The 23,688-nt window shown below is 65.4% G+C and carries 26 protein-coding genes; 14 read left to right on the top strand and 12 right to left on the bottom strand.

Annotated elements, in window-relative coordinates; genetic code table 11:
• The first annotated feature begins 69 nt into the window (after positions 1–69).
• Together AC07NK_RS00630 and AC07NK_RS00625 are read left to right on the top strand one after the other, a co-directional pair.
• The gene (locus tag AC07NK_RS00630) at positions 70–711 is read left to right on the top strand and encodes a L,D-transpeptidase family protein (protein ID WP_495168636.1); all 642 of its coding nucleotides are present in this window, start codon (positions 70–72) and stop codon (positions 709–711) included.
• Positions 712–983: 272 nt separating this feature from the next.
• Positions 984–1,463 (top strand): methylated-DNA--[protein]-cysteine S-methyltransferase, encoded by a 480-nt coding sequence (locus AC07NK_RS00625; protein ID WP_495168635.1) that lies wholly within the window; start codon positions 984–986, stop codon positions 1,461–1,463.
• 149 nt (positions 1,464–1,612) lie between these two features.
• On the opposite strand, the gene AC07NK_RS00620 is transcribed toward AC07NK_RS00625, so the two are convergent.
• Positions 1,613–3,868: a penicillin acylase family protein gene (locus AC07NK_RS00620; RefSeq protein ID WP_495168634.1), complete on the bottom strand. Its 2,256-nt coding sequence runs from the start codon at positions 3,866–3,868 to the stop codon at positions 1,613–1,615.
• A gap of 112 nt (positions 3,869–3,980) precedes the next feature.
• Here AC07NK_RS00620 and AC07NK_RS00615 point away from each other — a divergent pair, with 112 nt between their 5' ends.
• On the top strand, positions 3,981–6,041 hold the full coding sequence (locus AC07NK_RS00615) for a S9 family peptidase (RefSeq protein ID WP_495168633.1): 2,061 nt from the start codon (positions 3,981–3,983) through the stop codon (positions 6,039–6,041).
• Between the two features lie 2 nt (positions 6,042–6,043).
• Positions 6,044–6,658, top strand: coding sequence for a DJ-1/PfpI family protein (locus AC07NK_RS00610; protein ID WP_495168632.1), 615 nt, complete (start codon positions 6,044–6,046; stop codon positions 6,656–6,658).
• A gap of 100 nt (positions 6,659–6,758) precedes the next feature.
• Here AC07NK_RS00610 and AC07NK_RS00605 read toward each other — a convergent pair whose 3' ends face one another.
• A complete protein-coding gene (locus tag AC07NK_RS00605) occupies positions 6,759–6,947 on the bottom strand; it encodes a hypothetical protein (protein WP_495168631.1) in 189 nt (62 codons plus the stop codon).
• A gap of 150 nt (positions 6,948–7,097) precedes the next feature.
• Between AC07NK_RS00605 and AC07NK_RS00600 the strand changes: the two genes are divergently transcribed.
• Positions 7,098–7,658, top strand: coding sequence for a thermonuclease family protein (locus tag AC07NK_RS00600; protein ID WP_495168630.1), 561 nt, complete (start codon positions 7,098–7,100; stop codon positions 7,656–7,658).
• A 107-nt stretch (positions 7,659–7,765) separates the two neighbouring features.
• On the opposite strand, the gene AC07NK_RS00595 is transcribed toward AC07NK_RS00600, so the two are convergent.
• From AC07NK_RS00595 to AC07NK_RS00585, 3 genes are all read right to left on the bottom strand, one after another.
• Entirely contained in the window at positions 7,766–8,092 is a 327-nt protein-coding gene (locus AC07NK_RS00595) for a hypothetical protein (RefSeq protein WP_495168629.1), read from the bottom strand.
• Between the two features lie 225 nt (positions 8,093–8,317).
• Positions 8,318–8,959, bottom strand: coding sequence for a dihydrofolate reductase family protein (locus tag AC07NK_RS00590; protein WP_495168628.1), 642 nt, complete (start codon positions 8,957–8,959; stop codon positions 8,318–8,320).
• A gap of 51 nt (positions 8,960–9,010) precedes the next feature.
• Positions 9,011–10,537 carry a M20/M25/M40 family metallo-hydrolase gene (locus AC07NK_RS00585; protein WP_495168627.1) on the bottom strand — a complete coding sequence of 509 codons (1,527 nt, stop codon included), beginning with the start codon at positions 10,535–10,537 and terminating at the stop codon, positions 9,011–9,013.
• Positions 10,538–11,100: 563 nt separating this feature from the next.
• Between AC07NK_RS00585 and AC07NK_RS00580 the strand changes: the two genes are divergently transcribed.
• The 6 genes from AC07NK_RS00580 to AC07NK_RS00555 all read left to right on the top strand — a co-directional run bounded on the left by AC07NK_RS00580 (position 11,101) and on the right by AC07NK_RS00555 (position 15,813).
• Positions 11,101–13,059, top strand: coding sequence for a ribonucleoside-diphosphate reductase subunit alpha (locus AC07NK_RS00580; RefSeq protein ID WP_495168626.1), 1,959 nt, complete (start codon positions 11,101–11,103; stop codon positions 13,057–13,059).
• Between the two features lie 60 nt (positions 13,060–13,119).
• A complete protein-coding gene (locus AC07NK_RS00575) occupies positions 13,120–13,431 on the top strand; it encodes a hypothetical protein (protein ID WP_495168625.1) in 312 nt (103 codons plus the stop codon).
• The gene (locus tag AC07NK_RS00570) at positions 13,428–13,631 is read left to right on the top strand and encodes a hypothetical protein (RefSeq protein ID WP_495168624.1); all 204 of its coding nucleotides are present in this window, start codon (positions 13,428–13,430) and stop codon (positions 13,629–13,631) included. Before AC07NK_RS00575 ends, AC07NK_RS00570 begins: the two co-directional genes overlap by 4 nt.
• On the top strand, positions 13,628–13,819 hold the full coding sequence (locus tag AC07NK_RS00565) for a hypothetical protein (protein ID WP_495163348.1): 192 nt from the start codon (positions 13,628–13,630) through the stop codon (positions 13,817–13,819). The genes AC07NK_RS00570 and AC07NK_RS00565 overlap by 4 nt, the downstream gene beginning before the upstream one ends.
• Positions 13,820–14,226: 407 nt before the next feature.
• Entirely contained in the window at positions 14,227–15,279 is a 1,053-nt protein-coding gene (locus AC07NK_RS00560) for a ribonucleotide-diphosphate reductase subunit beta (protein ID WP_495168623.1), read from the top strand.
• A gap of 30 nt (positions 15,280–15,309) precedes the next feature.
• On the top strand, positions 15,310–15,813 hold the full coding sequence (locus tag AC07NK_RS00555) for a hypothetical protein (protein WP_495168622.1): 504 nt from the start codon (positions 15,310–15,312) through the stop codon (positions 15,811–15,813).
• Positions 15,814–16,118: 305 nt separating this feature from the next.
• Here AC07NK_RS00555 and AC07NK_RS00550 read toward each other — a convergent pair whose 3' ends face one another.
• On the bottom strand, positions 16,119–16,469 hold the full coding sequence (locus AC07NK_RS00550) for a GIY-YIG nuclease family protein (RefSeq protein ID WP_495168621.1): 351 nt from the start codon (positions 16,467–16,469) through the stop codon (positions 16,119–16,121).
• A gap of 403 nt (positions 16,470–16,872) precedes the next feature.
• Between AC07NK_RS00550 and AC07NK_RS00545 the strand changes: the two genes are divergently transcribed.
• From AC07NK_RS00545 to AC07NK_RS00535, 3 genes are all read left to right on the top strand, one after another.
• Positions 16,873–17,049, top strand: coding sequence for a hypothetical protein (locus AC07NK_RS00545; RefSeq protein WP_495168620.1), 177 nt, complete (start codon positions 16,873–16,875; stop codon positions 17,047–17,049).
• Positions 17,050–17,114: 65 nt separating this feature from the next.
• Entirely contained in the window at positions 17,115–17,738 is a 624-nt protein-coding gene (locus AC07NK_RS00540) for a hypothetical protein (RefSeq protein ID WP_495168619.1), read from the top strand.
• Positions 17,739–17,777: 39 nt separating this feature from the next.
• On the top strand, positions 17,778–18,134 hold the full coding sequence (locus tag AC07NK_RS00535; RefSeq protein WP_495168618.1) for a hypothetical protein: 357 nt from the start codon (positions 17,778–17,780) through the stop codon (positions 18,132–18,134).
• A 49-nt stretch (positions 18,135–18,183) separates the two neighbouring features.
• Here the strand turns inward: AC07NK_RS00535 and AC07NK_RS00530 are convergent, their stop codons facing one another.
• The 6 genes from AC07NK_RS00530 to AC07NK_RS00505 all read right to left on the bottom strand — a co-directional run bounded on the left by AC07NK_RS00530 (position 18,184) and on the right by AC07NK_RS00505 (position 23,675).
• Positions 18,184–18,516 (bottom strand): DUF1905 domain-containing protein, encoded by a 333-nt coding sequence (locus tag AC07NK_RS00530; protein ID WP_495168617.1) that lies wholly within the window; start codon positions 18,514–18,516, stop codon positions 18,184–18,186.
• Position 18,517: 1 nt separating this feature from the next.
• Positions 18,518–20,125 carry a phytoene desaturase family protein gene (locus AC07NK_RS00525; RefSeq protein ID WP_495168616.1) on the bottom strand — a complete coding sequence of 536 codons (1,608 nt, stop codon included), beginning with the start codon at positions 20,123–20,125 and terminating at the stop codon, positions 18,518–18,520.
• Between the two features lie 9 nt (positions 20,126–20,134).
• On the bottom strand, positions 20,135–21,526 hold the full coding sequence (locus AC07NK_RS00520) for a M20/M25/M40 family metallo-hydrolase (RefSeq protein ID WP_495168615.1): 1,392 nt from the start codon (positions 21,524–21,526) through the stop codon (positions 20,135–20,137).
• Between the two features lie 69 nt (positions 21,527–21,595).
• Positions 21,596–22,435: an S-formylglutathione hydrolase gene (gene fghA, locus AC07NK_RS00515; RefSeq protein ID WP_495168614.1), complete on the bottom strand. Its 840-nt coding sequence runs from the start codon at positions 22,433–22,435 to the stop codon at positions 21,596–21,598.
• Positions 22,432–23,319 carry a formyltetrahydrofolate deformylase gene (gene purU / locus AC07NK_RS00510; protein ID WP_495168613.1) on the bottom strand — a complete coding sequence of 296 codons (888 nt, stop codon included), beginning with the start codon at positions 23,317–23,319 and terminating at the stop codon, positions 22,432–22,434. The genes fghA and purU overlap by 4 nt, the downstream gene beginning before the upstream one ends.
• Entirely contained in the window at positions 23,292–23,675 is a 384-nt protein-coding gene (locus tag AC07NK_RS00505) for a VOC family protein (RefSeq protein WP_495168612.1), read from the bottom strand. Before AC07NK_RS00505 ends, purU begins: the two co-directional genes overlap by 28 nt.
• Positions 23,676–23,688 lie beyond the last annotated feature (13 nt).

Raw genomic sequence — 23,688 nt, 5'->3', positions numbered from 1 at the left:
GAAATCGGGGGTGGCATATATCGCCCAAAGTCCCGATCATAATGGGACAAGGGCAAGCGGAGTCGGCACGTGAACTGGAGTGGTTGGGCGATCAGGACGGGGCTTCTCGTTGGCGGCGTGGCCGCGGCGATGGGCGCTGCTGCGCTTGTGCCTGCCCCCGCTGCCGCGCCTGCGAAACCCGCGGCTGCCGCGCCCAAGCCCGCTGCACCGCCGCCCGCGCCCAAGCCTGTCGAGCCCGCGGCCGAACCGGGGCTGGTGGTCAAGCGTATCCTCGATATCCCCGGCCCGATCCGCTTCGGCGAATATTATTGGAACACCGACGATGTCCCAGCGGACGGCCCGCTGACGATCACCATCGATCTCGAGGCAGAGACGATGTCGGTGTTCCGCGACGGCTATGAAATCGGCGCCACCGCGATCCTCTATGGCGCGGACGAGAAGCCGACCCCGCTCGGCGTGCACAAGATCACGCAGAAGAAGGTGCACCACATCTCCAACCTCTACGGCGCGCCGATGCCGTACATGATGCGCCTGACCAATGACGGCGTCGCGATCCACGCGTCGGAGGTCGAGATGGGCGCCGCGACGCATGGCTGCATCGGGGTGCCTTTGCCCTTCGCCAAACTGATCTTCGCGCAGGCCAAACTCGGCGACCGCGTCATCATCACCCGCGGTAAGCGCCTCGGCATGGGCGGCGTGATCGGGAACTGAGACGTCCGCTCGCTCTTCACGCGCTCCCTCCTAGCCGCCTTCCCCTCCCGCTCAATCGTCATCCCCGTCCTCTCATTCGTCATCCCCGCGAAGGCGGGGATCCATTCCGGCTGACCTGTCGGGTCAAGCCGAGACGGCGGGGAGAATGGATTCCCGCCTTCGCGGGAATGACGACAGAGGAACAATTGGGTTTCGACTTTGCGCGCAAGCCACGGGAAGCATCCCCTTTACACCACGCCTATCTTGCGGAGCATATTCGCAGGAGACTTCACATGACCCTCGCTTACAAGGACATTGCCTCGCCGGTCGGTACGCTGCGCCTCGTCGCCAGCGACGCCGGGCTGGTCGCGATCCTCTGGCCCAATGAGCGCCCCGGCCGCGTGCCGCTCGGCGCGACGGTCGAGGACGATGCGCACCCGATCCTCGTCCGCGCCGCTACGCAGGTCGACGCCTATTTCGCCGGCAAGCTGCGCGCCTTCGACGTGCCGCTCGATTTTCGCGGCACCGATTTCCAGCGCAGCGTGTGGCAGGCGCTGCTCACCATCCCGTTCGGCGAGACGCGCAGCTACGTCCAGATCGCGCGCCAGATCGGCCGCCCCACCGCGAGCCGCGCGGTCGGCGCCGCCAATGGCCGCAACCCGGTCTCGATCATCGCGCCGTGCCACCGCGTGATCGGCACCAACGGCACGCTCACCGGCTTTGCCGGCGGGCTCGAGGCCAAGCGCATGCTGCTCGACCTCGAAGCCGCCTAGCCCCTCTCTCCATCGTCATCTCATCCCTCGCAGTCGTCATTCCCGCGCAGGCGGGAATCCATTCTGGCTGACCTATCGGATCGTGCCGCAGCGTCAGCCTCAATGGATCCCCGCCTGCGCGGGGATGACGGCCAAGGAATCCCGGCCTTCTATTCCTTGATCGTCAGCGCTTCCCCGACCTTCGCCGCTTCGATCTGCGCCGGGGTGAAGGGGAAGCGGACCCATGCCTTCCTGGCATAGAGATGCGTCTGGTCGGCATACCAGGGCGATGCCGGGTCGGGGGACTGCGAGTAGCTCAGCACCGTATCCGCCACCGGCCCCGCGGCGTCGAAGCCGACCACCTGCACATAGCTCGATCCGTGCCGCGGGGTGACTCCGCCCGGTGCAGGGTCGGAGATCTGGACGTTGAGCACGCCCAACTGCCCGTCGCCGCCGTGCACCGGGATGCGTTCATTGCCGCGCTGCGCATAGTGGACATCGCCCCAGCGCGCATCGAGTGCGACGCCTGCCTTGGTCACCTCTTCGGCCGCGGCCTTGAGCGTAGCGATCAGCTTCGATCCCGTGTCGCCGGTGGTGACGAAGTCGCGCGGCGTGTGGAGCGGGTCCTTCACATCGAACGGCACCGCCCAGATGCCGGGCACGCTCCGCGCCTTCATCCAGAAGCGGTCGAACAGCCACGCGCCGCGGCTGTCATTCTCGAATCGCCCATCCCATTTGCCCAGCGCGGCACAGGCATCGGCGACCTCGGCCTTGCCCGCGCATAGGGCCAGCAGCGGCTTCAGCGCGAGATCGGCGGCGAGGCTCTTATTGGCGAAGGCCATGTCCTGCACGCGTTTGTGATCGACCTTGCCGCCCGCGATCAGCGCATCGGTCTCGATAAAGCCCGATCGCGTGCGCAGGCTCACTTGCTGCTCCGTCGGGCCGAGGATCGGCGACAGCGGCGCATGGGGGACGCGCGGATTGCTCAGCCAGTAGCTGTCGTTCATGTTCGCGACGTAATCGCGCCGCTGGTAGATCGCCTGATCGCCGGCCGGCATCAGCCCCGGCACCGACGTTCCCGCCGCCTCGTCCCACGCGCAGGCCGATTTCGACCCGTCGAGCAGTACCGCCGCGCGCGCCACCGCGGGCGACAGCGCCGTCGCGCATGCCTTGATCTTTTCGGCCGAGACATTGGGCACCGCGGTCACATCGGCATGCAGCGCGTCGCCGTGCCGGTCGGCGGCGATGGTATTGACCCACGGAATCGCGAGGCTCTGCGTCACCACGTCGCGCACTTCGCCGACGTTGCGCGCCCGCGCGATCTTCAGCCAGGTGCCGACTGCGCGCTGGTTGCCGCGATTGGCGTCGCGCACCGCGAACGCAATCTTGTCGGTCCAGTTCACCATCGCCTGCGGCATCGTCACCACCGCCCCGAAGCGGGTCGAGTAGAGCGTGCGCTCGACCGATTTCCCGTCGGGCAACGGCACGCTGATGGTCTTCGCGATCATCTTTTCCGACTTGCCGTCGACCAGATACGCGGTCGGATCGGCAGGATCGAGCGCAAGCTGATACAGGGTGAAGTGCCGCGCCGCGGTCACCGTATGCGTCCAGGCGATGTCGCGGTTGAAGCCGAGGGTGGGGAAGGGGGTTCCGGCAATCCCCACGCCCGCGACATCGATCTTGCCGGGGATGGTGATGTGCATTTCCCAGAAGCGGCTCGGTCCGTGCCAGGGGAAATGCGGGTTGCCGACCAGCAACCCCTTGCCGTCCACGGTCACGTCGCCGCCGAACGCCCAGCCGTTGCTGGCGATCTCCAGCCGGTCGAAATCGGGCAGTATCGCGCGGCTCAGCGCGGCCGGCTTCGTCGCACCCGGCGGCACCGCATTGGCGATCCCGGGGGCGAGCGCCAGCGAGCTCGCCAGCAGCATCTGCTTCTCGTTCAATCGCAATGTGTCGTCGGCGGTGATCGGCCGCACCCACGGTTTTCCGCGGCATTCGGCGGGAACGCCTTGCGGCCCGATGTCACGCAGATAGCGGTTATAGCCCGCCACATAACCCTGGACGAGCTCGAGTGCGTCGCGACCCTGCGCCCGTACGCCCCTGCGCAGCGCGGGCAGGTCGATCGCACTGCGGAAGAACAGGTCGGAGCTGAGATTGTCGACCTTCTGGAAGCCGAGCGTCGCGCTCTCCTTCGGCCCGAAGTGCAGCGATCGCTCGCCCGCCACCGTCGCGAACTCCTCGGCGATCATGCACAGATTGTCCTGCGCATAGGCATAGCCCACGCCATAGCCCGCCCCGCGCCAGTCCTTGGCGTTGATATGCGGGATGCCGTGCTGCGTGCGGACGATCTTCGCCTCGTAGCGCTGCGCCGCCGCGGTTCCTGTCAGCGCCACCAATGCCGCGCCCACCATCATCGCCCGTTTCATACGCCTACTCCTGTTCGTTTCGGCCATGATGCGCGGGGCTTACGTTTGCGGCAAGTGCGTGGTGAGCAATGCCAGCTCGACTTGGACGAAGCCGAGCGGCTAGGGAAAGGCGATGACTGATAAGCCCCCCGTCGCCGCCACCCGTCCCCACAGCTTCGAGCGCCACGGGGTGACGATCGAGGATCCGTGGAACTGGCTGCGCGATCCGGGCTATCCCAACGTCACCAGCGAAGAGGTGCTGACCTACCTCAAGGACGAGAACGCCTATTTCGAAACGGTGATGAAGCCGTTGAAGCCGCTCGCCGACACGCTGTTCGCGGAGATGCGCGGCCGAATCAAGGAAGACGATGCCACCGTCCCCCAGAAGGACGGCGACTGGCTCTATTGGGCCGATTTCGAGCAGGGCGGCGAATATCGCCGCTGGTGGCGCAAGCCCGTCGCTGGGGGTGAAGACAGTCTGATCCTCGACGAACCGGCGCTGGCGAAGGGCAAGGAATATTTCCGTCTCGGCGGCTTCTCGGTCTCCAACAACGGCCGCTGGCTGGCTTATGCCTATGACGACAACGGCTCGGAACGCTTCCTGCTCAAGGTCAAGGACCTCGAGACCGGTGAGCATCTGCCTGACGAGATTCCGGGCATGCTCTCCGACATCGTCTGGACCGCGGACGATGCCGGCTTCCTCTATGGCCTCGCCAACGATCAGTGGCGTACCGATAATGCGCGCTACCACCGGCTCGGCAGCGATCCGGCCGGGGATGTCGAGCTCTATCACGAGGACGACGAGGGCTATCGCGTCGGCGTCGGTGAGACCCAGTCGCGCAAATGGATCGTGATCTCGACCGGCGATCATGTCACCAGCGAGGTGCGCCTGCTCCCCGCCGACAACCCGTTCGCCGAGCCGATCCTGGTCGCGCCGCGCAAGGAAGGGCGTGAGTATGACGTCGAGGAGCATGACGGCACGCTGTTCATCCACACCAACGATACGCACACCAATTTCCGGCTGTGCACCGCGCGCATCGATGCGCCGGGCGAGTGGGTCGAACGGATCGCGCCGTCGCCGCATTTCTACATGACCGGCGTCACCACCTTTGCCGATTTCTTCATCGTCGAGGGGCGCGAGGACGGCCTCGATCAGATCGAGCTTCACCGTTATTCGGGCGGTGAAGGCAAGCGCATTGCCTTTGCCGAGGCGAGCTATGTCGCGTCGCTCGGCGACAATCCCGAATATGCGATGGACGTGCTGCGCATCGGTTATGAATCGATGGTCACGCCCGGCACCGTCTATGACTATCACGTCGCGACCGGCGAGCTAGAAGTGCGCAAGGTTCAGGTCATCCCCTCGGGCTATGACGCATCGAAATACGCCACCGAGCGCCTCAGGATCACCGCGCGCGACGGCACCGAGGTGCCCTGCTCGATCGTCTATCCCAAGGACTTCCCGCGCGACGGCACGGGGAAGGTCTATCTCTACGCCTATGGCGCCTACGGCATCGCGATCCCGCCGGGCTTCTCGACCTCGCGCATGTCGTTCCTCGACCGCGGCGTCGCCTTCGCCATCGCGCATATTCGCGGCGGCGACGATCTCGGCCAGCAATGGTATCTCGACGGCAAGCTCACCAAGCGCACCAACACCTTCAACGACTTTGTCGATGTCGCGAAGGGGCTGATCGAGCGCGGCTTCACCCACAAGGGCGGGATCGCCATTGCCGGCGGATCGGCGGGTGGCGAGCTGATGGGCGCGGTGATCAACTCCGACCCCGATCTGTGGGGGGCGGTGGTCGCCGATGTGCCGTTCGTCGACGTGCTCAACACGATGCTCGACGATACGCTTCCGCTCACGCCGGGCGAATGGCCCGAATGGGGCAATCCGATCACCGACAAGGAAGCGTTCGAGCTGATCCGCGGCTATTCGCCCTACGACAACGTCAAACCCCAGGCCTATCCGCCGATCTTCATCTCGGGCGGCCTCAACGATCCGCGCGTGACCTATTGGGAGCCGGCCAAATGGGCGGCGAAGCTGCGCGCGACCAAGACCGACGATAATGTCCTGCTGCTCAAGACCAATATGGGCGCGGGGCATGGCGGCAAATCGGGCCGCTGGGAAAGCCTGCACGAGGCCGCAGAGGAGAACGCATTTGTCCTCTGGCAGCTTGGGCTTAGCAACGCGGGGTAGACATGCAGATCGCCGTTCTCACGCTCGACGGGTATAACGAGCTCGATTCCTTCATCGCAGCCGCGATCCTCAACCGGATGCGGGGCAAGGGCTGGGCGGCGTATATCACCTCGCCGACCGACGAGGTGACGTCGATGAACGGCGTCACCGTTCGCGCTCAGCGCGGGCTCGATTTCCTGGAGCAGGCCGACGCGGTCCTGATCGGCAGCGGCATCCGGACGCGCGACCATGCCGCCGACGCCGATCTGCTGGGCCGCATCCGCCTCGATCCCGCGCGCCAGCTGATCGGCGCGCAATGTTCGGGCACGTTGCTGCTCGCGAAGCTCGGGCTGGTCGGCGATCTTCCCGCCTGCACCGATCTCACCACCAAGCCCTGGGTGATCGAGGCGGGGGTCAATGTCATCGACGCGCCGTTCGTCGCGCATGGCAATGTCGCGACCGCAGGCGGCTGCCTCGCCTCGCAATATCTCGCGGCGTGGATGATCGCGCGGCTGGGTTCGCTCAAGGATGCCGAGGAAGCGATCCACTATGTCGCCCCGGTCGGCGAAAAGGTGGAGTATGTGACCCGCGCGTTAGGGGTGGTGGGCCCGTTCCTGCCGCTTGCACAGGCGGCATAGCCTAAGGCGACCGGCCAAGAACCACCCCGGCAGGGGGCCGGGGTGGCGCAGGAGAGATCCCGACAGGCCTCTGGCGATGCCCCCGAGCCGTGAGCGACCGCTACTCCCCCTCCACCTTCCGCTGCTCCAGCTGCGTCCGCCGATGGCAGCGGTGGCAGAAGGCGTAGTCGAACATCTCCGCCAGTACCCACGCCTGCGTCGCCACGTCCCACGCCGCCCATGCCTCCCGCGTCACGCCCGGCGTGCCGCAGCCCTCGCATACAAAAATGATCCGCTCGCTCTCGCTCATGCGTGCAGCCTTAGCGGCGGATCGCGCCGCTTTGGGGATTGTCCGCTCCAAAACGGAGCTATCGCTAGTTGCTCCGAAATGGCGGTAAGCCGCCCCGCATCCGCGCTATCCCGAAACGATTTGATGAGGCGTTACAGCTAGATAGCGCCGATGAACTTCGACAATCGCTGGCAACGCGATCACGCACGCCGGACCTGGAATCGTGCTCGTTTCGATCGGCGCCCCCGACGACGCTTTGGCCGTGCGGCACTGATCGCAACGGCGCTCGCGGGCATCGCCGGCGGGCTGGGCTGGGTGATGTATCCGCTGGTGCCGGGGGAGGCGCGTGCAGTGACGGATGCGCCGGCGTTCGATCGCCCCGCGACCCGCTTCACCCTGTGTCATAGCGGGGGCGGGACCAATTGCGTGGTCGATGGCGACACGTTCCGGATGGACGGAGCGAAGATCCGCATCGCCGATATCGATACCCCCGAAACGCACCCCGCCCGCTGCGCGCGGGAGGCGGCGCTGGGTAAGGCCGCCACGCACCGGCTTCATGCGCTGCTCAATTCGGGACGGGTCTCGCTCGAGACCGCCGGGCGCGATGTCGATCGCTATGGCCGCAAGCTGCGGCTGGTGTCGGTCGATGGCCGCGGCGTCGGCGAGACCCTGATCGCCGAGGGCCTCGCCCGCCGTTATGCCGGCGGCTATCGCGAAGGGTGGTGCGGCTGAATTAAGGGCGGAAGCGGCGTCTGCGAGATGCTGTCCGCGCGGAGGCTGCTCCCGCCCTTCCGAACCCGTGGGGTCCGGACCATGTAGCTTGGGAAATCAGTGCCGTATCAGCGCGGCTCGTACATCGACACCTCGGTCTCCACGCTCACGCGGCCTGCGGGAATGCGAACGCCGCGCTCGGCCATCTCCTTGCGGAAATCCTTCTCGGCGTCGGCGAGTTCGGCCTCATATTCGGCATAGGCATCGACCCGGTCGGCCTCGTCATTCGCATCGGCCAGATCCTTGCGCAGCTCGCGCTTCGCCTCGCTGATCGACGTCTTGTAGTCGAGGTAATGGCTGTTGCTGTCGTCGAAGACCGGCTTCGCGCGGTCGCGTGCCAGCGCCGGCACCGTCAGCACGGCCAGCGCCGCGGCGGTAAGCGTCAGGGTTCGCATCGTTCATCTCCTCATGTTGCCATGAACCGGGAGAGGAACGGCTGCCCACACCACCCGGTTGCGGGTGAAAACGGACGGCGGCGCAGGTTCCTATGAGCGGACCGGGGCGAAGCGTGGCGCGGAAGGGGCGGGCCGAACGTCCCCAAAAACGGCGGCAGACCGACCTTTCATCGGGGGTTCAGCCCACCGCCACAATGCGGCCCGAATTGGTTCAGCTGTCGTGCTTCAGCCGCGCGCCAGCACCATGTGCAGCGCCTGCTCGCCCGGCGCGTGTTCGGTGACGCGATAGCCGAGCGCGGGCAGGTCGATCCGCTCGAACAGCGCCTCGCCCTTGCCCATCAGTGTCGGCGCGATCGCGACATGCATCGTGTCGATCGCGCCCGCCTTCAGATAATGGCGCACGGTCGAGACCCCGCCGCCGATGCGAATATCCTGCTCGCCCGCTGCCGCGCGCGCCAGTTCCAGCGCTTTGTCCGGCCCTTCGGTGACGAAGTGGAACACGGTGCCGCCGTCCATCTCCAGCGGCGCGCGGGCGTGATGCGTCAGGACATAGACGGGGCAATGATAGGGCGGGTTGTCGCCCCACCAGCCTTTCCATTCGCCGTCGGGCCACGGCCCGCGCACCGGGCCGAACATGTTGCGCCCCATCACCCATGCGCCAAGGCCGGCCATCGAGCGTTCGGCAAAGCCGTTGTCGACGCCCTCATTGCCGCCGTCCTGACCGGTCATCGTCTTGAAACAGCGGCTGCCGGTCAGCCAGTTGTGGAAACTGGCACCCTTGCCCAGCGGATGCTCGAGGCTCTGCTCGGGCCCCGCGCCATAGCCGTCGGCCGAGATGCTGAACCCGTTTACGCGCACCTTGCTCATCGTCGGTCTCCAAACGCCGCGCGTGCTTCGACGCGCGGCGCTTCGGGTGGATCAGGCGGTCGCGGCGACCTGATAGAGGAAATCGACGAAGCCGAAGGTTGCTGCGTCCATTCCCATCACCTTGGGGTTGCTGCTCTCGATCACGAAATACTCGTTCGGGGCGTGTGCGCCGCTGCCATGGCCGAAGCCGAACTGGCCCGCGGGCAGGTTGAGCGGTGGGCCGGTGAAGATCACCCCCGGCCAGCTTCCCGCCAGCCGCGGGTGCAGCGTCGCGGGCACGCCCAGCCGCGCGCAGGTCGCCAGCTCGGCGCGAATCAGCGCGCTGTTCTCGTCGGTCTGGGTCGGACCATAGCCCCCGCTCACATTGACCTCGACATCGGTGAAGCCGCGCTTGTCGAGATGCGCGCGCAGCTTGGCCATGGTGTCGTCTTTGGTCATGTCGGGCACCAGCCGCATCTCGATCTTGGCGGTGGCCTTGCCCGGCAGCACGGTCTTGCCGCCCGGACCCATATAGCCCGACACCAGCCCCTGGATGTTGACCGTCGGCACCTGCGCCAGCCGCACCATCGACTCTTCCCAGCTCATGTCATCGATCCAGCGCGATACGCCGAGCGCCTTCTTGGCGTCCTCCTCGCGCGTGTTTGCGGCGGTCTGGGCGATCAGCTGGCGCTGCCGCGCGGTCAGCGGCTGAACCTTCTCCTGAATGCCGTCGATCGTGACGGTGTTGCCGTCCTTCGACACCAACGTGGAGAGTGCCGCGACCAGCCGCCAGGGCGGGCTGTCGACGCGCGCCTTCTCGCTCGAATGCACATCGCCCTTGGGCCCGCGGCCCCATTTCTCGCCCGACACGGTGAGCTCGAACTCGACCGCGCCCTTGGCGCCCAGCGCCAGCGTGACCCCGCCCGTCGCCGGGCTCTGCCAGCCGGTCGGGATGATCACGCCGACGGTCTTTTTGAGCGCGGCTGCGACTTGCGGCGCGGTGACGATCTCATGGAAATTGGGGGAGGCGATCTCCTCCTCACCCTCGGCGATCAGCACGAGATTGACCGGCAGCTTGCGCCCTGCCGCCTTCATCGCGTGCAGCGCCGCGAGGAAGGTCGCCTGCGGCCCCTTCTGGTTCACCGCGCCACGGCCCATCACCACCTTGCCGAAGCCGGGCTTGTCGACCAGCCGCGCCTCAAGCGGCGGGTTCTCCCACTCCGCCGGGTCGAACTGCTTGACGTCGTACATGAAATAGATGCCGAGCGTCTTCTTTGCGCCCGCGTCGAGCGTCGCGAACACGCCGGGCTTGCCCTTCGACGGCACGATCTCGGCATGCTGGAAGCCGGCGTCGAGCGCCAGCTGCTTCATATAGTTCGGGCCTTCAGGATAGCCGCGATTCTCGGCCGCGATCGAGGGGAGCCTGATCCAGTCCTGCAGCCGCTTGAGCGCGGTGTCGTGGTTGGCGGCGATCGCCTTCTTCACGTCCGCCATCTGGTCCGTGGCGGCGAGTGCCGCGCCCGGAGCCGTCAGCGCGGCGCCTGCCGCCGCGGCCTTGAGCATTGCGCGCCGTCCGATCGTGCCGCTGGTCTCGTGCATCCCCTCATCTCCTCTTGCTGGTTTTTCGGCAGCCTAGCGGGGCGGGGGCGAACCGCAATCGCCGTGTCCGGGCAATGCGATTCGCATGAATTGCGATTCTCAGGTCTGATCGGGTCCGAATCCCGATCCCTCCCGTGCGACGCTTTCGTCCGGACGACTGGCCGACCACAATATGTTGTGGATGAATCGGTGCATGAAATTTTTGTGAAGTTCCGCGTTCGTTCACTTGCATTCTGAAAAGGCGAGGAAGGCCCGCGCGTCGCATGCGGTAAGGCGTGGTTGGGCGGGGGTGAACCGACTCAAATCGGCGACGAACCGAGTCTTCAAACCTTCATTTACTGTCTTGCCTCGGACGCCGATCTGCCACAATCTATAGTGGTCACACAGGGGGACAAGCCCAAGCACTGGTGGAACGCCGCCCGCGAACCCATATTCGCGGCAGGGTCTGCTGCGTGCCGGGCAAGGCGGATGGACATCTTTTGTTCTCACGCCCGCGCGCGTGCGGTGCTACCATCGCAAGGCGCCCCCGAGTCGTGATCTGGACGGGCAAGGGACGAGCGACGATGGACTTCAGGGAACAGCAGGAAGCAAGCGTGAGTGAGACCGTGACCGATACCACAGAAGCCCCCGTCGTCGCTGGCGCAGAGGTCAAAGCTGCGCCCGAAAAGGTGGCCGAGAAGACCGGCGCCAAGGTCAAGAAGCGGCTCGATACCAAGGCGATCGCGCCGCGGATCTTCCCGGTCGAGGTCGATCATTCGCGCGACGCGTTGCTCACCGAATTCGGCAAGGAAACGCTCAAGGACCGCTATCTGCTGCCCGGCGAGAATTTCCAGGATCTCTTCGTCCGCGTCGCCTCGGCCTATGCCGATGATGCTGCGCACGCCCAACGCATCTACGACTATATCTCGCGTCTGTGGTTCATGCCCGCCACCCCCGTTCTGTCGAACGGCGGCACTGGCCGCGGCCTGCCGATTTCGTGCTTCCTCAACTCGGTGCCCGACAGCCTCAACGGCATCGTCGACACCTGGAACGAGAATGTCTGGCTCGCCTCGCGCGGCGGCGGCATCGGCACCTATTGGGGCAATGTCCGCGGCATTGGCGAGCCGGTCGGCCTCAACGGCAAGACGTCGGGCATCATCCCGTTCGTCCGCGTGATGGATTCGCTGACCCTTGCAATCTCGCAGGGCAGCCTGCGCCGCGGATCGGCCGCCTGCTATCTCGATATCTCGCACCCGGAGATCGAGGAGTTCCTCGAAATCCGTAAGCCCTCGGGCGACTTCAACCGCAAGGCGCTCAACCTCCACCACGGCGTGCTCATCCCCGACGCGTTCATGGAAGCGGTGCGCAACGGCGAGGAATGGACGCTGCGCTCGCCCAAGGACGGGTCGGAGCGCGGCGTGGTCAACGCGCGCGCGCTGTTCCAGAAGCTGGTCGAGACCCGCCTTGCGACGGGCGAGCCGTACATCGTGTTCGCCGATCACGTGAACAACAACATGCCCAAGCATCACCGCGATCTGGGCCTTAAGGTCTCGACCTCGAACCTCTGTTCCGAGATTACCCTGCCGACCGGCAAGGACCATCTCGGCAATGAGCGGACCGCGGTATGCTGCCTGTCCTCGCTCAACCTCGAGACGTGGGACGAGTGGAAGGGCGAGAAGGGCTTTATCGAGGACGTCATGCGCTTCCTCGACAACGTCCTTCAGGACTATATCGACCGTGCCGAGCCGGGCATGGAGAAGGCCGCCTATTCCGCCGCGCGCGAGCGTTCGGTCGGCCTCGGCGTGATGGGCTATCACAGCTTCCTCCAGGCGCGCGGTCTGCCCTTCGAAGGCGCGATGGCCAAGACGCACAATCTGCGCATGTTCAAGCACATCAAGGCGCAGGTCGACGAAGCCTCGATGCAGCTCGCGGTCGAACGCGGGCCCTGCCCCGACGCTGCCGACATGGGCGTGATGGAGCGTTTTTCCTGCAAGATGGCGATCGCGCCGACCGCGTCGATCTCGATCATCTGCGGCGGCACCTCGGCGTGTATCGAGCCGATCCCGGCCAATATCTACACCCACAAGACGCTGTCGGGCTCGTTCTCGGTCAAGAACCCCTATCTCGAGAAGATCTTCATCGAGAAGTCGAAGAATTCGGACAATGTCTGGAACTCGATCCTCGAGCGCGGCGGCTCGGTCCAGCATCTCGACTTCCTGAGCCAGGAAGAGAAGGATTGCTACAAGACCAGCTTCGAGATCGACCAGCGCTGGCTGCTCGAACTCGCCGGCGACCGCGCACCGTATATCGATCAGGCGCAGTCGCTGAACCTGTTCATCCCCGCCGACGTCGAGAAGTGGGACCTGCTGATGCTCCACTTCCGCGCGTGGGAGCTCGGCATCAAGTCGCTCTATTATCTCCGCTCGAAATCGGTGCAGCGCGCCGGCTTCGCGGGCGGGGTCGAGGCCGACAACACGATCGACGCGCCGCAGTTCAACCTCGGCGAGAGCACCGATTACGATGAGTGCCTGGCTTGCCAGTGAGCGCCCGCACGCGCTGAGCGCCTTCTTCCCGGCGGGGAGAAGGCAGATGGAGACTGTCCCATGACCCGATCCCTCCGCCTTCTCCCGCTCGGGGCGTTCGTCCTGCTTGCCGCCTGCGCGCAGCAGGTTGGCACTGCGGTCGAGCCCGGCTCGCCCGGCTTCCTGCTTGGCCTGTGGCACGGCTTCATCTTCCCGGTCGCGTGGGTGCTGTCGCTCTTCATGCCCGACGTCGCGGTCTATGCCGTGCCCAACAATGGCGGCTGGTATGATTTCGGCTATTTCCTCGGCATCGTCGTGTTCGGTGTCGGCGCCAACCGCGGCAAGAAGGTCGTGGTGCGCGAGCGGGTGGTGAAGGTTCGCGATCCGTCATGAACCCCGCGACTGCCCTTACCGTTGCCGGTGTCGGCTTTGCCCTGTTCGGCATCGCGCTCGCGCTGTTCGTCGGTCCGATGGTCAGCCGCCAGACCGCGGCGAAGGGTGGCAAGCCCGCGCCGCGCGCCATGTGGTACCTGATCGGCGCGCTCGACGTGCTGATCGGCATCGGGCTGATCGTCTGGGCGGGCGCGGTATGACCCGCGCGCTCGCCCTTCAGGCCGGGATCGGCATCGTCAGCGGCGTCGCGGGTCTCGTCCTGCTGCGCCGCCGCGCCGCCACGCCCGAGGGGGTCTACGCCACCCGCATCGCCGGCATGATGCTGGTCGCGCTGTGCCTGTTCCTCACCGGCTTCGCGCTGGTGTTCAGCATCGCGAGCGCGGCATGATGAGCGTGGGGGCAGGCCAGGTTTTGTTACAGTTGGGGGGAATGGATGCTTAAGATACGTCATGTTGCGGCAATCGGAGCGCTTCTAACAATTGGCAGTCCTGCCTTTGCGCAGTCGCAAGTTGGGGAGGGCCACATTTTCGGAACAGTCACCAACGTGACATCCACCCATAGTGGCGTGATGGTCAGACTGTCTGATTTGCAGCATCCTACGAACTGCGTATCACCTCCAGCTGGTTGGATGATGATAAAGAACGAATATCAAGCGATGATCAGCGTCTTTTTGATTAATTTCTATAACGGTCAAAGGACCTTCACTTTTTACACGGACGCGTCGAACGGGAATTTCTGTCAAGTAAATCAGATCGACCCGGTCGAGTGAACTTCTAATTATCTGGGAATATTCCAATGCCTCTTCTCGAAGCCCGCAAGACCTACAAGCCCTTCGAATATCCCTGGGCGTTCGAGTTCTGGAAGCGCCAGCAGCAGATCCACTGGCTGCCCGAAGAGGTGCCGCTGGGCGAGGATTGCCGCGACTGGGCACAGAAGCTGACCGATCATGAGCGCAATCTGCTGACGCAGATCTTCCGCTTCTTCACCCAGGCCGATGTCGAGGTGCAGGATTGCTACCACGAGAAATACGGCCGCGTGTTCAAGCCGACCGAGATCAAGATGATGCTCGCCTCCTTCTCCAACATGGAGACGGTGCACATCGCCGCCTACAGCCACCTGCTCGACACGATCGGCATGCCCGAGAGCGAGTATGGCATGTTCCTCGAATATTCGGAGATGAAGGACAAGCACGACTATCTCCAGAAGTTCGGCGTCGACAATGACGAGGACATCGCCAAGACGCTGGCCATGTTCGGCGGCTTCACCGAGGGGCTTCAGCTGTTCGCGTCGTTCGCGATGCTGATGAACTTCCCGCGCTTCAACAAGATGAAGGGCATGGGCCAGATCGTGTCGTGGTCGGTCCGCGACGAGAGCCTGCACTGCGAAGGCATCACCCGCCTGTTCCACGCCTTCACCAAGGAGCGCGACTGCCTGACCAAGGCGGTGAAGGACGACATCATGGACGTCTGCCAGACGACCGTGCGGCTCGAGGACGCGTTCATCGACCTCGCGTTCGAACAGGGCCCGGTCCCCGGCATGACGCCCAAGGAGATCAAGAAGTATATCCGCTTCATCGCCGACTGGCGTTTGAACCAGCTCGGCCTCAAGCCGATCTACATGATCGACGAACACCCGCTCCCCTGGCTCACCCCGCTGCTCAACGGCGTCGAGCACGCCAACTTCTTCGAAACGCGCGCGACGGAGTACTCGAAGGGCGCGACCAAGGGGAATTGGAACGAGGTGTGGGACAGCTTCGACAAGCGCCAGAAGGCGAAGGTCGTGCCGGCGGCGAATGAGGATGGCGGCGCCGAGGGCGGGCTGTTCGATGGGACGGTGGCGGCGGAGTGATAGCTTGACCGTGAGCCGAGAATATCTGTGATGGAAACCCGGCGGCGAAGGTCACGACGTTCGCCGCCTGATCCGCGCTATCATCAGGTATTTCTCGACGCTCATATTTTTGATGAAAGCGAAGATGTCGAAATAACTTCAGCTGTGGCAGAGATTTTGGGTCCGATACGAGAGTCCGTCGGCATACTGCTACCATACTCTGTAAAGGCCGAGATTGACCGGCCTCAGACGCCAGCGCGTGTGAGGGTTCTCGCTTCCGAGCTAATTTACAGCACTCCTGTTGAGCTCAACCAAAGCGAAAGCGAAGCCCATAGTCGTCTGCGTATCATTATGAAGGGTAACGCGCTTTCCGATCAACATGACGCGGATGCTTTTCATGTTGTGGAAGCTGCGAAATATGGCGGGTATTTCGTCACTCTGGACCGTCGAATTCTTAGAAAGAAGAACGAAATTTCCAGCGTGCTCCCGGGGGTATGGATTGTGAAGCCGCAGGAGTTGGTGGATATATTCAGATCAGCAGGGCGCGAGACCTAGACAGCAAGGATACCACTCGAGCCGGTTGCGATTTTCCGCACTTTATCGTCACCCCGGCCTTGTGCCGGGGTCCACTTCGCCCCGCGTCACTACCGCCAGCGGCTCCAGCCCCAACCCCACCGCCAGGTCGTTCCACATCGGGTTCTCGCGTTCGATCGGGTTGCGCTTTCACTCGCGCCGGTATCGCCGATAGGCCGCTTGCGGCGACCAACTCGCTCAAACCTCGACGGCATCGTTCATGGCACGGTGGATCCCGGCTCGGAGGCCGGGATGACGGTGGTGCGGGAGGAGAGGACGACCCTCCGTCACCCCGGCCTTGTGCCGGGGTCCACTTTGCCCCGGGTCACCCCCGCCAGCGGCTCCAGCCCCAACCCCACCGCCAGGTCGTTCCACATCGGGTTCTCGCGCTCGATCAGGTTTCGCTTCCAGTCGCGCCGGTAGCGTTTGACCTGCTTCTCCCGCGCGATCGCGGCCTCCATCGTCTCGGCGACTTCGAACCACACCAGCCGGTGCACGCCATAGCGTTTGGTGAAGCCGTCGAACGTCCCCTCACGATGCTGGATCACGCGGCCGATCAAATTGGAGGTCACGCCGACATGGAGCGTGCCGTTGTAGCCACTGGCGAGGATGTAGACGCAGGGGAGGCGTTCTCTCATCGGCCGCAAAGCCTGCCGCCCGGTGGACCCCGGCACAAGGCCGGGGTGACGGGTTTGGGTTCGGAACGGACCTTCCCCGCCGCTTCCGCCCGCTCGCTATCGCCAACCGTCGTCATCCCGGCCCAAGCCGGCACCATCTCGGGGGCCCGGCAGCGCTCACCCCATTTCCTCCGTCATCCCGGCCTTGTGCCGGGATCCACCGCGCCGCTCGCTATGTCGTCGAGGCTCCAGCCCAGCCTGCCGATCGCCATCTCGGGCGCGCCCCATGCCCACGCACCGTGCCGCCCCAACCTGCCGCTCTTCCCTCCAAAACGCACCAAAGCTGGTCCGAAATGGAGTCACTCAGCCGATACACGCCCTCGATCCCGCTAACCTCGGGCCTCAACAATGCGGGGCCGTCCTCATGCGCATCACCTTCACCTGCGAAAGCTGCGGCAGCAAATTGATCACCCGCGATGCCTGGGCGGAATGGGATGAGCAGCAGCAGCAATGGGTCCTGCGCGCTGCGCTCGACTATGTCTTCTGCCATGGCTGCAAGCGTGAGGCGAACCTCAGGGAACGGGTCCTGCCGCCCAATTGAGGCATTTTCCTACACGAACCAATTAGGTTAAATACTCGGACTCCTCTAACCAAAGGAGTCGCATCATGAAACACGATCACCCCACCCACGACACCGCGGACCCGGTCGAAACCTACACCCCGGTCACCCTGCGTGCGCGCCATGACGGCTGGACCGCGGAGCGCCAGCGCAGCTTCCTGCGCGCGCTTGCCGATACCGGCTGCATCTCCGAAGCGGCGCATGCCACCGGCATCAGCCCGCGCTCGGCCTATCGCCTGCGCCATCACCCGGATGGCAAGGGGTTCGCCGCCGCGTGGGATCAGGCGCTTCAGCTTGCCGCCGCGCGACTGATGACCACGGCCTATGAGCGCGCGATCAAGGGCGGCATTCGCGAGATGTGGAAGAACGGCAAGATCGTCGCCGAGGTGCGCGAGCCGTCGGACCGGCTGCTGGTGTGGCTGCTCAACCGCTTCGGCGCTACCTACCATCACGCCACTGGGGCACATTGGCAGAACGTGATGCGGTGGAGCACGACGGGCCGCGCCGGGTTCGACGCTACGCTCGACACGCTCGCCGACAGCGATCTGCCCGCCGATCCGCTCACCCCGCTCCATTATGCGGCGCCGCCGCTCGGCGATGGCCGCGAAACGCTGTCCCCGCCCTGTGACGCGGATGACGACGATTACGACTATGCCGAGGACGATGCGTGATGCAGCATGGGCGGCCGCGCAGCGGGGGGAGTTTGAACGATGATCGAGCGGATCTGCTGGCTGATACTGGGCCTGATCCATGCCGTGCCCGCGCTTGCCCTGTTCAAGCCAGCGCTGATCTCGCGGCTCTATGGCGTCGATCCGGGGACGGACCATTTCACCCTGCTGCATCATCGCGCGGCTTTGTTCCTGGTGGTGGTCGTCGTCTGCGTGTGGGCGGCGCTGCGGCCCGAGGTGCGTCAGCTCGCCAGTGTCGCGGTCGGGATCAGCATGGCCTCCTTCGTCGTAATCTGGTGGCTGTCGGGGATGCCGCCGGCGCTGCGGACCATCGCGATCGCCGACCTGATCGGCCTGCCGGTGCTGCTCTATGTCGCGTGGCAGGCGTTTCGGGGCTGAGCGGCTCGCGCGCGCGTGGCAGTGTGACTTTTGGGACTTTCGGGCCCCGCTACAGCCACAGCGCCACGGTCACCGTGTCGCCCTCGCTGACCCCGGCGGCCTTGCGCACCGTGGCCTTGACCGGGATCAGATAGCCGCCGCTGGTCTTGTGCGGAAAGGCCGAGGTCTCGAACGCGGCACCGTCGATGCTTGCGCGTATGCGGACCGATCCGAACCCGCGTGCCCCGCCCAGCGCGCGCCGCTCGAACCCCAATGCGCGGATCGCGTCGGCGGGCTCGCCGGTGACGGTCACGAAATACCAGCTCGCCTTGGCCGGCGGCTCGGGCGTCCAGCGCCACAGCTCGGTTGGAACCTCGAACGAAGGATCGCCGTCATGGGACATGTCAGCGCCGCAGCCACCGCCCGATCAGCGAGCGGTCGCGCAAAATCTCCTTCGCGGCGTTGTGCCCCGGCGCCCCGGTCACGCCCCCGCCCGGATGCGTGCCCGCGCCGCACATATAGAGGCCGGCGATCGGCCCGCGATAATCGCCATGCCCCAGCACCGGCCGCGCCGCCCAGAGCTGGTCGAGCGACATGCGCCCGTGGAAGATATCGCCGTCGACCAGCCCGAATTTGCGCTCGAGGTCGGTGGGCGAATGGATCTGGCGGGCAATGACCGAGTCCCGGAAATTGGGCGCATGCTCGGTCAGCGTGTCGATGATGTCGTCCGCCGCCGCCTCGCGCTCGTCGTCCCAGCTGCGGCCATTGGGCAGGACGGGCGCGAAATGCTGGCAGAACAGGCTCGCGACATGCGCGCCGGGCGGGGCGAGGCTGTCGTCGACCAGCGAGGGGATGGTCATTTCCACCACCGGCGCGTTCGACCAGCCATACGTCACCGCGTCGGCATGCGCGCGGTCCATATAGTCCATGGTCGGCGCGATGATGATCCCGCTCCTGTGGTGTTCCCCATCCTTGCCCGGCAGCACGGTGAAGTCGGGCAGTTCGGATAGCGCCACGTTCATGCGGAAGCTGCCGGAGCCCGTCTTGAACCCCGCGATCCGCCGCCGGAAATCGTCGTCCAGGTCGCTGGCGTCGATCATCTGGCGGTACAGCAAAGCCGGCCCGACATTGGCGACGACCAGCTTCGCCGCGATCTCCTCGCCGCTCGCCAGCCGCACCCCCGCAACCTTGCCGCCATCGACCAGCACGCGGTCGACCGGCGACTCGAGGCTGATTTCGACCCCGGCCTCGCGCGCCGCATCGGCCATATATCCGGTGATCGCGCCCATCCCGCCGATCGGGTGGCCCCATGCGCCCTTCTTGCCGTTTACCTCGCCGAACACGTGGTGCAGCAGCACATATGCCGATCCCGGCGCCGACGGCCCGGCGAAGTTGCCGACGACCGCGTCGAACGCGAACGCGGCCTTCACATGCTCATTCTCGAACCACTGGTCGAGGAATTCGCGCGCCGATTGGACGAACAAAGCCAGCGCGTCGCGCTGCCCCGCGATCGGCATCTTCGCCAGCTCGCGGCCTTGCGCTGCCGCCGCCAGCAGCGCCGCGATGCCGCCGCCGGCATTGGGCGGAGTCTTGAGCGCCATCGCCCGCAGCATGTCCGCGACCCGCTCCAGCGCTTCCTCATATCCGGAGAGGGCGGCGGCATCCTTTTCGGAGAAGCGCGCAAACTCCGCCCGCGTCCGCTCGGCCCCGCCGCCGAGGATCAGATGCCCGTTGTCGAGCGGGAAGAAGTTGCTGACCGGCCGCTCGATCACGCGATATCCGCGCTCGACCAGCTTCATGTCGGCGATGACCCGGGGCTGGAGGAGGCTGACCGTGTAGCTCGCCGCCGAATTGCGGAATCCGGGGTGGAATTCCTCGGTCACCGCGGCGCCGCCCACGACGTTGCGCCGCTCCAGCACCCGCACCTTCAACCCCGCTCTGGCGAGGTAGAAGGCGCAGACGAGGCCGTTATGGCCCCCGCCGATGATCAGCGCGTCGGTGCGGGCGGTCACCTCAGCGGGTCACTTGGACAGCTCGGCCACCACCCGCCGGAAATAGGTGACGGCCGGAGCCAATTCACTCAGCGGCGTGCGCTCGTTGAGGCCATGGGCGAACTGGTCGGACTGTTTCATGAAGATCGGCGCGATGCCGTAGCTCGGCACCCCGCGGCCGCGGAAATGCATCGAATCGGTCGCCCCGGCGGACATGCTCGGGATGATCTTGACGGAGGGGAAGCGGGCATGGATGCCATCGGTCACCGCCTTCATCACATCGGCCCGCAGCGGGGAGGCAGGGCCGGGCTTGCCGCCGCTGTCGTCCTTGACGATCGTCAGGCTCGGCTCGGCCGCGATCTCCTTGAGCTTCGCCTGGATGCTCTCGATCGAATTGCCGGGGAAGATGCGGCAGTTGATGTTGGCGGTGGCGCGCTGGGGCAGCGCGTTCTGGGCGTGCCCGGCATTGACCATGGTCGGCACGCAGGTGGTGCCGATCTGGCCGACCAGACCATAGTTGGCGCGCAGCACTTTAAGCGCGGCTTCGTCCTGCGGGTTGGTCAGGAAGGCGCGGATCGCCGCCGCATCCTCGGGCTTGGCGGTCTCCGCTGCGACGGCAAGCGACGCCTTGGTGATCTCGTTCACCTCGGGCGCGAATTTGTAGTTGCCGATCCGCTCCACCGCCCGGGCCAGCGTGACGATCGCGTTGATCGGGCGCGGCGCGCTCGAATGGCCGCCGGGATCGGTGACGGTCAGGGTGAAGTCGGCATAGGTCTTCTCCGCCGCCTGCAGCCCGTAATATTCGGCCTTGCCCTCGGGCGAATAGCGCCCGCCGCCGGCATCGATGTTGAGCAGCAGTTCGAGCCCGGTGTATTTCTCCGCCAGCGCGGCTGTGGTCTTCATGTCGGTCTCCTCGTCGCCGGAGCCGAGGAAGACGATGTCGCGCCGGGGCTTGAACCCGTCCTTCTTGAGCTGGATCAGCGCGGCGACCATCGCCGAGACGCTGAACTTGTTGTCGGTCGAGCCGCGGCCAAAGATATAGCCGTTCTCGATGACCGGGGTGAACGGGTCGCGCTCCCAGTCCTTGGGGTCGGCGGCGACGACGTCCATATGGCCGATGATGCCGATCGGCTTGACGGTGCCGGGCTTGGCGGTGCCGCGATAGCGGGCGACGAGCATCGCCGTGCCGCCCAGTGGCTCGACCGTCACATCCTCCGCCGCGAAACCGCCCGCGATCAGCGCGTCGCGCAGGTAATTGGCATATTCCGGCGTCTGGTTGCCGGGCCCGTCGACGGTGCGATAAGCGATCGCCCGCTTGAGCAGCTCCAGCGCCTGTGCGTCCGCCTCGGGCGCCGCCTTCTGTGCATGGGCGACACCCGTTGCCGCTACCGTCATCGCCAACACCGCAATCATCGAACGCATACGCTATCCCCTCGTTACTTTGTGCGCAGGCTAGAGGGGCGAACGCGGATCAGCAATGCGGGTCAGGCGTCATTTCAAATGTTCGGCATGCCAGGCGACATGGTCGGGCAGGAAGGTCGAGATGAAATAATAGCTGTGATCGTACCCCGGCTGCATGCGCAGCGTCAGATCGATGCCCGCGTCGCGGCAGGCCTTCTCCAGCAATTCGGGCTTGAGCTGGTCGGACAGGAAGGCGTCGGCATCGCCCTGATCGACCAGCAACTCGGACACTTTCAGCCCATCCTCGATCATCGCGCAGGCATCATAGGCGCGCCAGTCCTCGCGATTGTCGCCGAGATAGCCGGTCAGCGCCTTCTCGCCCCACGGGCACTGGCTCGGTGCGCAGATCGGGGCGAAGGCGCTCACCGACCGGAACCGGTCGGGGTTGCGCAGCCCGATGGTCAGCGCGCCATGTCCGCCCATCGAATGGCCGGTGATCCCCTGCCGCGACAGGTCGGCCTGCGGAAATTCGCGCAGGATCAGAGCGGGCAGCTCGTCCTCGATGTACGACCGCATCCGGAAGTTCGCCGACCACGGCTCCTGCGTCGCATCGACGTAGAAGCCGGCGCCCTTGCCGAAATCATAGCCCTCGTCGTCGGGCACCTCGTCGCCGCGCGGCGATGTGTCGGGCGCAATGAAGATCACCCCATGCTCGGCGCAGGCCGCGCGATACTCACCCTTCTCGGTGACGTTGGCGTGGGTGCAGGTGAGGCCCGAGAGATACCAGAGCACCGGCAGTTTCGCGCCCGCCTCATGCTCGGGAACGAAGACCGAGAAGGTCATCGGCGTGCCCGTGGCGGTGCTCGCATGCCGGTACACGCCCTGCGTGCCGCCATAAGCCTTGTTGGTCGAAAGCGTTTCGAGGGTCATCTGAACACCAAAGTCCGGTTGCCGTTGAGGAACAGGCGGCGCTCGCCCAGCGCATCGACGGCGCGGGCCAGCACCTGCGCCTCGATGTCGCGGCCGATACGGATCAGGTCGTCGACGCTGTCGCGATGGTCGACTCGCTCCACCGCCTGTTCGATGATCGGTCCTTCGTCGAGGTCGCTGGTCACGAAATGCGCGGTGGCCCCGATCAGTTTGACCCCGCGATCATGCGCGCGATGATAGGGACGCGCGCCCTTGAAGCCGGGCAGGAAGCTGTGGTGGATGTTGACGCATCGCCCCGCCAGCCGGTCGGCGAACTCCGGGGTGAGCACCTGCATGTAGCGTGCGAGAACCAAATACGGCGCGCTGGTGGCGTCCATCACCGCCTCGATCGCTCGTTCCTGCTCGGCATTGCCGCCGTCTCCGACGGGCAGATGATGATAGGGTACGCCATGCCATTCGGTGAGGCTGCGCAGCTTGTCGTGGTTCGAGACGACCGCGACGATCTGGGCCGACAAGGTGCCCGATTGCTGGCGGTGCAGCAGGTCGTTGAGGCAGTGCGAGCCCTTCGACACCGCGACCACGAGGCGGGGCTTCTCGTCCGACGCCGACAGGCCCCAGTCGAGTCCGAACTCGGCCGCGACCGGCGCGAACGCCGCGACCAGCGCGTCGCGATCCTGCGGGAATCCGGCCCCTCCGGCCGTGAAGACGACGCGCATGAAAAAGCGCCCCGTCTCCAGATCGGCATATTGCTGGCTGTCGAGGATGAAGCCGTCATTCCGTGCCAGGAACCCGGTCACCCCCGCGACGATCCCCACCCGGTCCACGCAGGTGAGGGTGAGGATCCAGCCGATTTCGTTCACGCAGGCATCCGGAACATGGCGCATACCTTGTTCCCCGCCGGATCGCGGAGATACGCCAGATACAGCTTGCCGAACGCGCCCTCGCGAACGCCGGGCGGGTCTTCGATCGCTGTTCCGCCATGCGCCAGGCCAGCGGCGTGCCAGGCGTCGATCGTCGCCGGATCGGCCGCCGCAAAGCCGACCGTTCCGCCATTGGCGTGGCAGGCCGGCTCGCCATCGATCGGCGTGCTCAGCATGAAGACGCCGCCATTATGCATGTAGAAGGCGCGCCCCTTGGGATCGGTGCGGCCGGGCTGGGCGCCCAGCACGCCGAGCGTGGCATCGTAAAATGCCTTGGATTCCTCGACGTTATTGGCGCCGAGCATGATGTGACTGAACATGGCTCCCCTCCTT

The organism is Sphingomonas sp. GW821-FHT09B04 (assembly GCF_059418285.1).
Note: the sequence above shows the minus strand (reverse complement) of the source record. Positions and strands in the feature narration are given on the sequence as shown.

What these genes read in the sequence shown, in the direction of transcription:
- AC07NK_RS00505 (WP_495168612.1), bottom strand. Translation starts at nt 23,675, where the DNA reads ATGTTCAGTCACATCATGCTCGGCGCCAATAACGTCGAGGAATCCAAG.
- AC07NK_RS00560 (WP_495168623.1), top strand. Translation starts at nt 14,227, where the DNA reads ATGCCTCTTCTCGAAGCCCGCAAGACCTACAAGCCCTTCGAATATCCC.
- AC07NK_RS00595 (WP_495168629.1), bottom strand. Translation starts at nt 8,092, where the DNA reads ATGCGAACCCTGACGCTTACCGCCGCGGCGCTGGCCGTGCTGACGGTG.
- AC07NK_RS00625 (WP_495168635.1), top strand. Translation starts at nt 984, where the DNA reads ATGACCCTCGCTTACAAGGACATTGCCTCGCCGGTCGGTACGCTGCGC.
- AC07NK_RS00615 (WP_495168633.1), top strand. Translation starts at nt 3,981, where the DNA reads ATGACTGATAAGCCCCCCGTCGCCGCCACCCGTCCCCACAGCTTCGAG.
- AC07NK_RS00565 (WP_495163348.1), top strand. Translation starts at nt 13,628, where the DNA reads ATGACCCGCGCGCTCGCCCTTCAGGCCGGGATCGGCATCGTCAGCGGC.
- AC07NK_RS00580 (WP_495168626.1), top strand. Translation starts at nt 11,101, where the DNA reads ATGGACTTCAGGGAACAGCAGGAAGCAAGCGTGAGTGAGACCGTGACC.
- AC07NK_RS00590 (WP_495168628.1), bottom strand. Translation starts at nt 8,959, where the DNA reads ATGAGCAAGGTGCGCGTAAACGGGTTCAGCATCTCGGCCGACGGCTAT.
- AC07NK_RS00550 (WP_495168621.1), bottom strand. Translation starts at nt 16,469, where the DNA reads ATGAGAGAACGCCTCCCCTGCGTCTACATCCTCGCCAGTGGCTACAAC.
- AC07NK_RS00520 (WP_495168615.1), bottom strand. Translation starts at nt 21,526, where the DNA reads ATGCGTTCGATGATTGCGGTGTTGGCGATGACGGTAGCGGCAACGGGT.
- AC07NK_RS00570 (WP_495168624.1), top strand. Translation starts at nt 13,428, where the DNA reads ATGAACCCCGCGACTGCCCTTACCGTTGCCGGTGTCGGCTTTGCCCTG.
- AC07NK_RS00575 (WP_495168625.1), top strand. Translation starts at nt 13,120, where the DNA reads ATGACCCGATCCCTCCGCCTTCTCCCGCTCGGGGCGTTCGTCCTGCTT.
- AC07NK_RS00620 (WP_495168634.1), bottom strand. Translation starts at nt 3,868, where the DNA reads ATGAAACGGGCGATGATGGTGGGCGCGGCATTGGTGGCGCTGACAGGA.
- AC07NK_RS00605 (WP_495168631.1), bottom strand. Translation starts at nt 6,947, where the DNA reads ATGAGCGAGAGCGAGCGGATCATTTTTGTATGCGAGGGCTGCGGCACG.
- purU (WP_495168613.1), bottom strand. Translation starts at nt 23,319, where the DNA reads ATGCGCCATGTTCCGGATGCCTGCGTGAACGAAATCGGCTGGATCCTC.
- AC07NK_RS00530 (WP_495168617.1), bottom strand. Translation starts at nt 18,516, where the DNA reads ATGTCCCATGACGGCGATCCTTCGTTCGAGGTTCCAACCGAGCTGTGG.
- AC07NK_RS00555 (WP_495168622.1), top strand. Translation starts at nt 15,310, where the DNA reads ATGGAAACCCGGCGGCGAAGGTCACGACGTTCGCCGCCTGATCCGCGC.
- AC07NK_RS00535 (WP_495168618.1), top strand. Translation starts at nt 17,778, where the DNA reads ATGATCGAGCGGATCTGCTGGCTGATACTGGGCCTGATCCATGCCGTG.
- AC07NK_RS00600 (WP_495168630.1), top strand. Translation starts at nt 7,098, where the DNA reads ATGAACTTCGACAATCGCTGGCAACGCGATCACGCACGCCGGACCTGG.
- AC07NK_RS00585 (WP_495168627.1), bottom strand. Translation starts at nt 10,537, where the DNA reads ATGCACGAGACCAGCGGCACGATCGGACGGCGCGCAATGCTCAAGGCC.
- AC07NK_RS00545 (WP_495168620.1), top strand. Translation starts at nt 16,873, where the DNA reads ATGCGCATCACCTTCACCTGCGAAAGCTGCGGCAGCAAATTGATCACC.
- AC07NK_RS00610 (WP_495168632.1), top strand. Translation starts at nt 6,044, where the DNA reads ATGCAGATCGCCGTTCTCACGCTCGACGGGTATAACGAGCTCGATTCC.
- AC07NK_RS00540 (WP_495168619.1), top strand. Translation starts at nt 17,115, where the DNA reads ATGAAACACGATCACCCCACCCACGACACCGCGGACCCGGTCGAAACC.
- fghA (WP_495168614.1), bottom strand. Translation starts at nt 22,435, where the DNA reads ATGACCCTCGAAACGCTTTCGACCAACAAGGCTTATGGCGGCACGCAG.